Here is an 11,928-nt window from a genome sequence, read left to right as displayed (position 1 = left end):
AGTCGACTCACGACCGCGCCCGCCGGCTGAGCCGATCGACCATGGTCGCGAGCGCGTCCGGCACCGGCACAGATTTCCTGGCGAGCGCGCCTGCCGACGATGCCACCACTGCCGATGCGACAGAAGGTCGTTGCGCCGTCCGGTTCACGCCACCGGCGGGAACAGGATGGACATCAACCCGGGGTTGCCGCACGATGAACGGGTGCTGCGGATCTTGGGGGTCACGGCGGCCGAGCAGGCGCTCTACGAGTGGTTGCTCGAACGCCCCGCCGTCCCCCTCGACGCACTCGACCGGTTCGCCGCGGACCAACCGTGGCGAGGGCAGGCGAGGTCGCTGCTCGCCCGGCTCGAGGAGCTGGGGCTGGCGCTGCGACTGCCCGGCGCCCCGGCGCGGTTCCAGGCGGTCGCGCCGGACGAGCTGGCCGACCCGCTGGCGCTCGCGGGCGAGCGCGCCCTCACCCGCGCCCGGGCCCGCCGCGCCCGGCTGGCGGCCGTGTTCCGCGCCGGCCGGCGCCCGCAGGACGCGGGGAACCTCGCCGAACTCCTGCACGGCAAGCAGGCGATCAAGCAGGCGTTCGCCGACGTCCAGCTCAGCGCCCGGCACGAGGTGTGCGTCTTCGACGCACCGCCCTACGTGGACGGCCCGCCGCTGACCGACCCCGTCGAGCCGGGGCTGCTCCGCCAGGGCATCCGCTACCGCGTGATCTACGACCGGCGGGGCCTCGACGACCCCGACCGGCTCGCCGACTTCGCGCGCGGGCTCTCCGTGGGCGAGGAGATCCGCGTCTCCACCGTACCGACCAAACTGGTGCTCAGTGACCATCCGCTGGCGCTGCTCCCGGTCCGGACCGGGAACGTCGAGTCGGCCATGCTCGTCCGTGACCCGGCGCTCATCGAGGTGCTCGGCGCGCTCTTCGAGCTGGCCTGGGACCAGGGCGTCCCGCTGCGGGTACGCGACGGTCACCCCCAGCTCGTGGAGGTCGGGGACGCGCCGTCGCCGGCCGAGGGGGAGCTGCTTCCGCTGCTCGCCGCCGGGCTGACCGACGCCGCGATCGCCGCCGCGCAGGGCTGCACCGAACGCACCGTGCGCCGCCGGATCAGCGCGATGCTGCGGCGGCTCGGGGCGGCCAGCCGGTTCCAGGCCGGCTACCAGGCGATCCGTCGCGAATGGATCACCACCTCGGTCGACCTGACGTGACGGTGCCGGCGCTTCCGGAGGGCGACCTCGCCGCGGCCGGCCTGAACGCTGTCGAGTCGGCGGCGTACGAGCTGGTCGTCGCGGAGCCCGGCGCCACGGCGGCCGAGCTCGACCGGTCCTGGATCCGCCGCGAGCCGCTGCGCGACGCGCTCGAGGCACTCACCGCCGCCGGGCTCGTCCGGGCCACGGAGAGCGATCCGCCGACCTACACCGCCGTCGACCCCGAGGTCGCCCTCGACGCGCCGATCCGGGCGTACGAGGCGCAGCTGCGGGCCGCCCGTGAGCACCTGCACGGGCTGGCCGCGGTCCACCGCGCGCACTCCGACCTGACCGACTCGACCGCCGTGCTCGAAGTGGTGAGCGGGCGCGAGGCGGTGCTGGAGCGCCTCGTCCGCCTCCGGCGTACCGCCGAAACGGAGATCCTCTGCCTGGACAAGCCCCCGTACCTCGACGGGTCCGGCACGACGAGCGGCGGGGTCGAGCTGCTCCGCCGGGGGGTACGCTCCCGCACCATCTACGAGCGCTCGTCGCTCGAGCAGCCGGGCGCCCTGCGCGGGCTCGAACAACTCATCACCGCCGGCCAGCAGGCCCGGGTGTTGCCGACCCTGCCGGTCAAGCTCTACCTGGCCGACGGCCGGTACGGCCTGCTCATCCGCCGCCCGCTCGACGAGCGGGAGAGCGCCGTGCTGCTGCGGCCCTGTGCGCTCCTCGACGCCCTGGTGCACCTCTTCGAGGGGCTGTGGCGCTCCGCCCTGCCCCTGCGGCCGTCTCCGGCCGCACCGCCGAGCCCCCGACGCACGGTCGAGCACCGAAGGCTCGTCGCGCTTCTGCTCTCGGGCCTCACCGACGAGGCGATCGCGCGCCAGCTCGGCGTCGGCTACCGCACCGCACAGCGACACATCGCGGCGCTGATGGCCTCACTCGGCGCCCGTACCCGGTTCCAGGCCGGGGTGCAGGCCGCCCGCCGGGAGCAGCAGGAACAGCAGCCGTAGGAGCGGGTCGTGCTCGCTCAGCAACCGCAGGCGCCACCGCAGCAGCCGCCACCGGCGGGCGCCGGGGCGCCACCGGAGGCGCCGCCACGGCCGGTGACCGCGACGGTGGAGAGCAGCTTCACAGTGTCCAGATGGCCCTGGGGGCACGCGGCCGGCTCGCTGGCCTGCACCATCGGGCGGTTGACCTCGAAGGTCGCGCCGCACGCGCGGCAGCGGAAGTCGTACCGTGGCATGCATTCAGCGTACGTGGGGGCCTGACGTGTCGCGAGGGATGGGTGATACTCGACGGGTGGACGGCGAGGACAGTTCGACCCTTCGGCCCCTGCGACCGGCCGCGCCGCTCGACGGGGCGATCGCCGAGTCCGGCGCGGCACCCGACCAGACACCCCGGCAGGTGCCTCGCCCCCGGCGTCCCTGGCTGAGATCCGACACTCCGGCCGAACCCGCGCCGACCGGCGACGCAGAATCCCAGCCGGCGGCCGCCTCCGACGCGCCCACGACGGGCAGCTCCGCCCAGCCGGCGAGCTCCGCCGCGAAGGCCGACGAGCCGGCGGCCGACGCCGACCCGAAGCCGGAGGGCACGCCGGAGACCGCCCAACCGGCACCGGACGCCCTCCCGAAGGCCGACGCCGACCCGAAGCCGGACGGCACATCGGGGACCGAGCCCGAGCCGACGGCCGCGGGCGCCCCGGCGACAGCCGACGCCGGCCCGAAGCCGGACGCCACGACGAAGACCGGGCCCGAGCTGACGGCAGCGGGCGCCCCGGCGACAACCGACGCCGAGCCGAAGCCGGACGCCACGCCGAAGACCGGCTCTGGGCCGAAGGCCGCGGGCGACGCGACGGCCGACGATCGGCCGGGTACCGAACCGAAGCCGGAGGGCGCGGCCGGGACGGTCGACGCGGCCACGAAGGTGGGGGCTCCGGTCGCCGCGCGCTCCAGCCGGCACCGGGTGCCGTTCGCGCACGCCGTACGCCTGCGTCCCCGCCGGGCCGCGACCGCCGCCGCCCGGGCGACCCGGGCCTGGTCCCGGCGGCCGAGCGGCCGGCTCACCCTGCCGGGGTTGTTCCTGCTCCTGCTGGTGGCGGTGACGGCCACCGCCGGGGCGCTGATCGTGCCGGCGACGGTACGCGCGCCGCGTCCGGTCGCGGCCGACGCCACCGCCGAGGCCGACGCCCCGATCCCCGGGATGTCGCCGTCCGGGCAGCCCGGCCTGCCCGGCAGCCCGCCGCCCACCACCGCCACTTCCGGCGCGCCGACCGCCCCGGCGGTCGGGGGACGCCCGGCGGACGCGCTGGCCGACTGGGCCAAGCAGGTCGGTCCGAAGGTCGGGATCCCGCAGGTCGCCATGGAGGCGTACGGCTACGCCGAGCTGGTGCTCGCCCAGACCAACCGCAGCTGCGCGCTGAACTGGACCACGCTGGCCGCCATCGGGTTCGTCGAGTCCTCGCACGGGAAGGCCAACGGCGCCAGCCTCGGCCCGGACGGGCGGGCCATGCCGGAGATCGTCGGCCTGCCGTTGGACGGGCAGGGGGGCCGGATGCGCATCGTCGACACCGACCGGGGGCAGCTGGACAAGGACACCACCTACGACCGCGCGATCGGGCCGATGCAGTTCATCCCGACGACCTGGAACGACGTGGGCGTCGACGCGGACAACAACGGCGTGAAGGACCCGCACGACCTCGACGACGCCGCCCTCGCCGCCGGCAACTACCTGTGCCGCGCCGGCCGGAATCTGAGCATCCCGACCGACTGGTGGAACGCGATCCTTTCGTACAACGATGTGCGCCCGTACGTACAGAAGGTCTTCGACACCGCAAATCAGTACGGACAGGCCAGCCGTACGTGAAGTGATCGTCTGCATACATTTGGAGAACTGGACACTTCCCCCGAGCTGTCGTTAGCGGCAAGCTAGACGGGTGATGGTGCGCGAGTGGGACGCCCGGACCGCGTCGTCTGCCGAGATCTCGTCGCTGCTGGACACGCTGAACGCGGTCCTCGCAGCCGACCTGCCGCAGGATCCACCGTGGCAGCGGAGTTCCCTGCGGGAATACCTCACCGAGGTGATGCCGGGTCAGCGGCGGATCTCCTGGGTCGCGCACGCGGAGCCGAGGGGCGACGGGTCGCCCGGCGACATCCTGGGCCAGGTGCACGTGCTGCTGCTCGGCGACATCGGGGTGCTGGAGGTGCTGGTGCACCCGTCCGTGCGGCGCACCGGCCTCGGCCGGGAACTGGTCCGCGTCGCCGGACACCGGGTCTACCAGGAGGGCTTCTCCTCGATCGGTGTCGAGGTGGTCGGTGACACCCCCGCCGTCGGCTTCTACGAGTCCCTCGGCTTCGTCCGGGAGTACGTCGAGACCCGCAGCGTGCTTGACCTCTCCACGGTGGACTGGGCGGACCTGACCGGGATGGCCGGTGGGGTGGGCGCCGGTTACCACCTCGAGTTCCATCCGGACGGGCCGCCGGACGAGCTGATCGAGGCGTACGCGCGGGCGAAGGCCGAGGTGCGCGACATCGAGGACGGGGAGTTGCGTCCCAGCTCGTACGATGCGCAGCGGCTCCGCGACAGCCTGGACTGCCTGCACCGGCGGGGCATGCGGCCGTACATCGTGCTGGCCCTGCACGAGCAGACCGGCGAGGTGGCCGGCCTCACCGAGGTGGTGGTGCCGGCGCAGCATCCGACCCGCGCCGACCAGTACGACACCATCGTCGCGCAGGATCACCGGGGCTACGGGATCGACCGGGCGATCAAGGCGCGGATGCTCTTGGAGCTGCGTTCGGCCGCGCCGGAGCTGACCGAGGTGCAGACCTGGAACGCCCAGGCCAACGAGGCGATGTTGAAGGTCAACGCCGAGCTGGGCTACCGGCCCGACCGGGACTGGTGCGAATACAGCGTCGACGTGGGCGAGCTGGTGCACCGCCTCGACGCGTCGCGCTGAGCCGACGGGGCTGCCTTCACCCGTACCTGATGAGGCGTGGCGGTGGTGGAACGTTGCGGTACTTCGCCACCCGCACCTCCCACTCGCTCCGCCGCCGCATGGCGTCCCGGACGTCCCGGTCGCGGTAGAACGTCTCGGGCGGTCGCGCCAGCCCGTAGATGTCCGCCCACCACTCCCCCGGCTCCGGGTCGAGGATCGCGTCCAGGTGCGAGGGGTAGCGCCGTTCCGCCCCGTCGCGGGTGTCCGCCCAGTCCCGCATCGGCCTCAGCACCCGGCCGGACTCGTCGACGACGACGAGCCGGTGACCCGCGACGTCGATGATGCGGCAGAGCAGTTCGATGCTCGGCACGAGCCGTTCGGCCTCGATCCGCCCCACGGTCGCGTGGTGCACGCCCGCCCGGCGCGCCAGCTCGCGCTGGCTCAGGTCGGCGCGACGGCGGGCCGCCCGCACGATGCCGACCACCGGCCAGGGCGCGGCGGCGTCGCCCGTCTCCCCCGTGGGTTCCGTCGCGGCATCGCTCATCCCCCAACCGTCCCGGTCGGCGCCGTATCCCGCAATCCCGCCAGCGACGCCTGTGGACAACGCCGGGTCCTGTGGACAACTCCCCGCACTGGTGCTGTCTCCTCTCCGGGCCCGTCCCCGGTAGCGGCTCGACACGGCACGCTAACGCTGTGTAGCGAACAAGCGGGCGGGGCGAATATCACCGACAGTTACATCCCTGGTGGGCCGGCGAGTCGCGCCCAACTCCCAAACCTGAGGATTCGCCGCCTTGACCAGGGCTTTCTCGCCGAAGCCGGGGACCCGGAGGTACACCACTTCGCCGCCTTTGCTCTGCACCCCTATACGCGCCACTCACGCAGAGCAACTGGTGCATATAGGGGTGCAGAGCAAAGGATCCGCTGAAGGTACGGGGCGGAGGGGCAGGGCATTACGCTCCGTCATGTCCAGGGACACGCCTGGGCCCGGCGCGTCCCGGCTCGGCAGGTGGCGCTGGAGCCACGCGCCGGCGGGAAAGCGACGCAAGCGCCCGCGCGTCAGTAACGTTCGCGGAGCAGCCGGGCGGCCTCGACGGCCCAGTAGGTGAGGATGATCTGGGCGCCGGCCCGACGGATCGACGTGAGCGTCTCCAGCATCACGCCCTCCCGGTTGATCCAGCCGTTCGCGGCGGCCGCTTCGACCATCGCGTACTCGCCGGAGACCTGGTAGGCGGCGACCGGCACGTCGACCGCCGCGCGTACCGCCGAGACGACGTCGAGGTACGGCAGCGCCGGCTTCACCATCACCATGTCGGCGCCCTCCGCGACGTCGAGCGCCACCTCGCGCAGCGACTCCCGGAGGTTCGCCGGATCCTGCTGGTAGGTACGGCGGTCGCCCTCCAGCGCCGACTCGACGGCCTCGCGGAACGGGCCGTAGAAGGCCGACGCGTACTTGGCGGCGTACGCCAGCACCGTCACCTCCTGGTGACCGGCGGCGTCGAGCGCCCGCCGGATCACCCCGACCTGGCCGTCCATCATCCCGGACGGCCCCACCACATGGACCCCGGCGTCCGCCTGGGCGAGCGCCATCTCGGCGTACGCCGTCAGCGTGGCGTCGTTGTCCACCTCGCCGTCGGGGCCGAGCAGGCCGCAGTGCCCGTGCGAGGTGAACTCGTCCAGGCAGAGGTCGCCCATCACCACGGTGGCGTCGCCGACCTCGGCGATCACGTCCCGGATCGCCACGTTGAGGATGCCGTTCGGGTCGAGACCACCGGAGCCGGACGGGTCGCGCTGCTCCGGCACCCCGAAGAGCATGATCCCGCCGACCCCGGCCTGAACCGCCTCGACCGCGGCCTTCCGCAGCGAGTCCCGGGAGTGCTGGAGCACTCCCGGAAGCGAGCTGATCTCGCGGGGGGCGGTCAGCCCCTCCTTCACGAACATCGGCAGGACCAGCTCGGCCGGGTCGACGCGGGTCTCGGCGACCAGCCGCCGCATCGCGGCGGTGCGGCGGAGGCGGCGGGGCCGGATCTCGGGGTACGACACGATCAACTCCTGACGGTTACCGGAACCTCAGCGCGGTCGGGCCCTGCACCTTCGAGCCGCGGCGCTGCTTGGCCGGCATGGCGGCGAGCTTCTCCCGCAGCTCGACGGCGTAGGCGGCGAGCGCCTCCACCAGATCGGGCACCGAGGCGTGCTGCGGCTGGACGTCGACCCGCAGGCCGAACTCCGTCGCGGTCTCCGCCGTCTTCGGGCCGATGACGGCCACCACGGTACGCGCGTGCGGCTTTCCGGCGATACCGACCAGGTTCCGCACGGTCGAGGACGAGGTGAAGAGCACCGCGTCGAAGCCGCCCGACTTGATCGCGTCGCGGATCTCGGCCGGCGGCGGCGCCGCCCGGACCGTCCGGTACGCGGTCACGTCGTCGACCTCCCAGCCGCGCTCGGTGAGCCCGGCGGCGAGCGTCTCGGTGGCGATGTCGGCGCGCGGCAGCAGCACCCGGCCGACCGGGTCGAGCACCTCGTCGTGCGGCGAGAACTCGGCCAGCAGGCCCTCGGAGGACTGCTCCTCGGAGGGGATCAGCTCCGGCTGGATACCGAACGCGCGCACGGCCTCCGCGGTCGCCTCGCCGATACAGGCGATCTTCACGCCGCCGAAGTGGCGGGCGTCGAGGCCGTGCTCGGCGAACTTCTCCCAGACCGCGCGGACGGCGTTCACCGAAGTGAAGATCACCCAGGCGTACCGGCCGTCGACCAGGCCCTTGACCGCCCGCTCCATCTGCGCCGGGGTACGCGGAGGCTCGACCGCGATGGTCGGCACCTCGCACGGGATGGCCCCGTACGCGCGCAGCCGGGCGCTCATCACACCGGCCTGCTCCTTGGTACGCGGCACGAGCACCTTCCAGCCGTACAGCGGCCGGTTCTCCCACCAGCTGAGCTTGTCCCGCTCGCCGACGCCCTCACCGAGGGTGAGCACCACCCGGCCGGTGAAGCCGAGCGCGGCGGCGACGAAGCTGTCCACCGTCGAGGTGGTCGTGTACTGCGTCTCGCCGGTGCCGTCCCCGGTCACGCCGACCGCCGTGGTGCCGTCCACCCCCACGGAGAGCAGACCGTCCCGGACGGCGGAGAGGTCGCCCGCGTCCACGGCGAGCGCGAGCGAGCCGCGGGTCACCGCGGCGGCCAGCGCCTCGAAGTCCAGCGCGCTGACGTCCTCGACGTCGGCCGCCGTGCGTACGCCCGGCAGCGGCACGCCCGCGTAGGCGGCGACGCCCTCGGCCTGCCCCACACCGGGCACCACCTCGAAGTGGGCGGCGGTACGGGCGACGGCCTGCACCTCCTTGACCACCGAGTCGTGCCCGAACGGGTCACCGGCGACCAGGTGGACCGCGTTCTGCCCGGCGCGGGCCGCGGAGATGAGTACCTTCGCCACGTCTCCCGGCGCGCCTTCCGCCGGGGTGAACTCCGCGTCCGCCCGCGCCTCGGCGCGTACGGAGGCGAGCAGCGACTCGGGTACTCCCCGGTCGTACACCACCTGGTCGGCGTCGACCAGGGCATCGTGCGCCCGGCGGGTCAGCAGGCCCGGGTCGCCGGGGCCGGCCCCGACGAACGCGATGCGGCCCACGGGCTTACGGGTGCGGGTCATTCTGTGCTCCCAATTTGCTGGGTCCCCGGGCCGGTGTGTCCTTCTTGGCCGAGGATCGTGTCGGCGCCGAGGTCGAGGAGTTCGGCAGCGAGCGCTTTGCCGATCTCCGCCGCATCGGCGGGCGTTCCGGTGCGGGACAGCCGGATCTCGCGGGTGCCGTCCGGGCTGATCACCGCCCCGCGCAGGTAGATCTCCTCACCGACGTCGCCCTCGGCGAGTTCGGCGTAGGCGGCGACGGGTGCGCTGCACCCGGCCTCCAGGGTGGCCAGCAGCGCCCGCTCCGCGGTGATCGCGGCGCGGGACGGCGCGTGGTCCAGTACGGCGAGCAGCTCGATCAGGTCGAGGTCGTCGGCCCGGCACTCCACCGCCAGCGCGCCCTGGGCGGGCGCGGGCAGCATCAGCATCGGGTCGAGCGACTCGGTGATCTCGCCGGCCCGTCCGATCCGGCTGAGCCCGGCCCGGGCCAGGACGACCGCGTCGAGGTCGGCGTCCGGGCCGAGTACGCGTCCCAGTCGGGTGTCGACGTTGCCCCGGATCGGGGTGACGTCCAGCTGCATCCCCAGCGCGTGCAGCTGGGCGATGCGACGCAGCGCACCGGTGCCGACCGTGGCTCCCGGCGGCAGCTCGGCGAGCGTGCGGCCGTCCCGGGCGACCAGCGCGTCGCGCGGGTCCTCCCGGGGCGGCACCGCCGCGATGTGCAGCCCGGGGGCGGGCGCGGTGGGCAGGTCCTTGTACGAGTGCACCGCGAAGTCGATGGTGCGCGCGACGAGCGCGTCCCGCAGCGCGGAGACGAAGACGCCGACACCGAGTCGGTGCACCGGCGCCTGCGAGCGGTCGCCGGCGGTGACCACCTCGACCAGCTCGACCGGACGGCCGGTGGCCGCGGTGATCGCCTCGGCGACGTGGCCGGACTGGGCCATCGCCAGGGCGCTGCCCCGGGTGCCGAGGCGCAGGGGGGTGCTCATCCTTCACCTCCGGAGGACGGGGCGGGGTCGGTCTCCATGACCTCGGGAACGGTGTCGACCGGAGAGGTCTGCGGCACCTCGAGGTCGAACAGCTCACGGAGCAGGGCGGCGTACTGGTCGCCACCGGGCTCCGCGGCCAGCTGGCGGACGCGCACGGTCGGCTGGTGCAGCAGCCGCTGCACCACCCGGTGCACCGTCCGGGCCACCTCGGCGCGCTGGTCGTCGGTGAAGTCCGGTCGCCGCTGGGCCAGCCGGCGCAGCTCCGCGCCGACCACGTCGTCGGCCCGCCCGCGCAGGGCGGCGACGGTGGGCGCGACGTCCGCGCCGCGCAGCCAGTTGAGGAAGCTCTCGACCTCGGTGGTGACGATCTGCTCCACGGCGGCGGCGTCACCGGCCGCCGGCCCCTCGGCGAGCAGGGCGGCCATCCGCTCGATGTCGATCACCTCGACGCCGGGGAGTTCGGCCACCCCGGCCGCCACGTCGCGCGGCACAGCCAGGTCGAGCAGGACCAGCGGCCCTCGGGCGGGGTCCCGGTCGGCCAGCGCCCGGGCCACCACCGACCGGGTGAGGACCGGTTCGATGGCCGCGGTGGCGGCCACTACGATATCCACTGTGGAGAGTGCGGCGGTCAGCTCGGCCATCGGGACGGCCGTCGCGCCGTACGACTCGGCCAGCCGGACGGCGCGGTCGGCCCCCCGGTTGGTGACGCTCAGCGGCCCGGCGCCGAGCCGGGCGAGGGTCGCCACCCCCAGCGAGCCCATCGCGCCGGCCCCGACCACCAGGGCGGGACGGCCGGCGAGGTCGCCGTCGAGATGAGTGGCGGCCAGCTCCAGCGCGGCGGTCACCACGCTCTGCCCGGCGCGGTCGATCCCGGTCTCGGCGTGCGCGCGCTTGCCCACCCGCAGCGCCTGCTGCATCAGCTCGTGCAGGAGGCGGCCGGCCGAGTCGGCGTCGGTGCCCCAGTGGTACGCGTCCCGGAGCTGACCCAGGATCTGCGCCTCGCCGACGACCATCGAGTCCAGCCCGGTGGCGACCCGGAAGACGTGGTTCACGGCGGCGGCGTCGTAGTGCACGTAGAGGTGGTTGGCGAGCGCCGTCGGCGAGCAGTCGGCCTGCTCGGCGAGGACGGCGCAGATGTCACCGAGACCGCCGTGGAAACCGGACACGGCGGCGTAGACCTCCACCCGGTTACAGGTGGAGACCAGCACCGCCTCGCTCACGTACGGCTGGGCGACCAGCCGGTCCAGGATGCGGGTGAACTCGGCGGGCGGCACGGCGAGCCGCTCCAGGGTGGCGACCGGGGCGGTCCGGTAGGACGCGCCGACGACGAGGAGTTTCACGTACCGATCGCCTCCTGGGAGTCGTTGGCCGCGAGCCCACCCGGCAGAGCGGTGAGGGCGGACCCACCGGTGGCGGGCAGCGCGGTCAACGACGCCTTGCGGTGCTCGTGGAACGACAGGATCTGCAGCTCGATGGCGAGGTCGACCTTGCGTACGTCGACGCCCTCCGGAACCGAGAGTACGCAGGGCGCGAAGTTGAGAATGCTGGTCACGCCGACCGCGACCAGTTGGTCGGCCACCGGCTGGGCGGCGGCGGCCGGTGTGGCGATCACGCCTATCGCTATGGACTCCTCGGCGGCGACCCGGGGCAGCTCGTCGACATGCTGCACTACCAGGCCGTTTATCTCCTCGCCCACTCGTGCCGGGTCCGCGTCGAAGAGCGCGGCGATCCGGAAGCCACGGCTGGCGAACCCGTCGTAGCCCGCCAGGGCGTGACCGAGATTACCCACGCCGACGAGGGCGACCGCCCGACGTTGGGTGAGCCCGAGCACGGACTCGATCTGCTCGATGAGCAGCGCCACGTCGTAGCCCACCCCGCGGGTGCCGTACGAGCCGAGGTGGGAGAGGTCCTTGCGGAGCTTGGCGGAGTTGACGCCGGCAGCGGCGGCGAGGCCCTCGCTGGAGACGGTCTCGTGGCCGGCGTCGGCGAGGTTGTGCAGGGCGCGGAGGTACTCCGGGAGCCGCGCGACGGTCGCCTCGGGCAGGTCGGGGAGCGCCGGTACGGCACCGGCGCTACCGGGCGCGCCAGGGTGACGGTGCTGACTCATGAGACTCCGTGCGGTGCGATCCTCGGCCAACTCCGGCGGTCGGCCGCTTCGGGACTCCCGCTGGCGACCGAGGGTGCCGGCTGTGCTAGCGGGGCGCGTCGAAATCAC

11 protein-coding genes are annotated in these 11,928 nt (G+C 73.7%); 4 read left to right on the top strand and 7 right to left on the bottom strand.

The features are described 5' to 3' along the window. The first annotated feature begins 202 nt into the window (after positions 1–202). Both D7147_RS21680 and D7147_RS21675 read left to right on the top strand, forming a co-directional pair. Positions 203–1,198 (top strand): helix-turn-helix domain-containing protein, encoded by a 996-nt coding sequence (locus D7147_RS21680; protein ID WP_147437418.1) that lies wholly within the window; start codon positions 203–205, stop codon positions 1,196–1,198. Further along, the gene (locus D7147_RS21675) at positions 1,195–2,190 is read left to right on the top strand and encodes a helix-turn-helix transcriptional regulator (RefSeq protein ID WP_158609371.1); all 996 of its coding nucleotides are present in this window, start codon (positions 1,195–1,197) and stop codon (positions 2,188–2,190) included. Before D7147_RS21680 ends, D7147_RS21675 begins: the two co-directional genes overlap by 4 nt. Positions 2,191–2,207: 17 nt before the next feature. On the opposite strand, the gene D7147_RS21670 is transcribed toward D7147_RS21675, so the two are convergent. Next, entirely contained in the window at positions 2,208–2,423 is a 216-nt protein-coding gene (locus D7147_RS21670) for an FmdB family zinc ribbon protein (protein ID WP_120680487.1), read from the bottom strand. Positions 2,424–2,479: 56 nt separating this feature from the next. Between D7147_RS21670 and D7147_RS21665 the strand changes: the two genes are divergently transcribed. Next, the gene (locus D7147_RS21665; RefSeq protein WP_233563276.1) at positions 2,480–4,042 is read left to right on the top strand and encodes a lytic transglycosylase domain-containing protein; all 1,563 of its coding nucleotides are present in this window, start codon (positions 2,480–2,482) and stop codon (positions 4,040–4,042) included. A gap of 73 nt (positions 4,043–4,115) precedes the next feature. Then, positions 4,116–5,132, top strand: a complete 1,017-nt coding sequence (locus tag D7147_RS21660; protein ID WP_120680483.1) for a GNAT family N-acetyltransferase — start codon at positions 4,116–4,118, stop codon at positions 5,130–5,132. Between the two features lie 16 nt (positions 5,133–5,148). Here the strand turns inward: D7147_RS21660 and D7147_RS21655 are convergent, their stop codons facing one another. The 6 genes from D7147_RS21655 to D7147_RS21630 all read right to left on the bottom strand — a co-directional run bounded on the left by D7147_RS21655 (position 5,149) and on the right by D7147_RS21630 (position 11,820). Then, positions 5,149–5,655: a helix-turn-helix transcriptional regulator gene (locus D7147_RS21655; RefSeq protein ID WP_120680481.1), complete on the bottom strand. Its 507-nt coding sequence runs from the start codon at positions 5,653–5,655 to the stop codon at positions 5,149–5,151. Between the two features lie 512 nt (positions 5,656–6,167). Beyond that, positions 6,168–7,151 carry a porphobilinogen synthase gene (gene hemB / locus D7147_RS21650; RefSeq protein ID WP_120680676.1) on the bottom strand — a complete coding sequence of 328 codons (984 nt, stop codon included), beginning with the start codon at positions 7,149–7,151 and terminating at the stop codon, positions 6,168–6,170. A 16-nt stretch (positions 7,152–7,167) separates the two neighbouring features. Next, complete coding sequence (locus tag D7147_RS21645; RefSeq protein ID WP_120680479.1) at positions 7,168–8,748, bottom strand: bifunctional uroporphyrinogen-III C-methyltransferase/uroporphyrinogen-III synthase; 1,581 nt, start codon at positions 8,746–8,748, stop codon at positions 7,168–7,170. Then, complete coding sequence (gene hemC / locus D7147_RS21640) at positions 8,745–9,713, bottom strand: hydroxymethylbilane synthase (protein WP_120680477.1); 969 nt, start codon at positions 9,711–9,713, stop codon at positions 8,745–8,747. The genes D7147_RS21645 and hemC overlap by 4 nt, the downstream gene beginning before the upstream one ends. Further along, positions 9,710–11,053, bottom strand: a complete 1,344-nt coding sequence (locus D7147_RS21635) for a glutamyl-tRNA reductase (RefSeq protein WP_120680475.1) — start codon at positions 11,051–11,053, stop codon at positions 9,710–9,712. The genes hemC and D7147_RS21635 overlap by 4 nt, the downstream gene beginning before the upstream one ends. After that, a complete protein-coding gene (locus D7147_RS21630) occupies positions 11,050–11,820 on the bottom strand; it encodes a redox-sensing transcriptional repressor Rex (RefSeq protein ID WP_120680473.1) in 771 nt (256 codons plus the stop codon). Before D7147_RS21630 ends, D7147_RS21635 begins: the two co-directional genes overlap by 4 nt. Positions 11,821–11,928 lie beyond the last annotated feature (108 nt).

The sequence above is a fragment of the Micromonospora musae genome (genome assembly GCF_003626545.1).
Classification (GTDB): Bacteria; Actinomycetota; Actinomycetes; order Mycobacteriales; family Micromonosporaceae; genus Micromonospora; species Micromonospora musae.
Note: the sequence above shows the minus strand (reverse complement) of the source record. Positions and strands in the feature narration are given on the sequence as shown.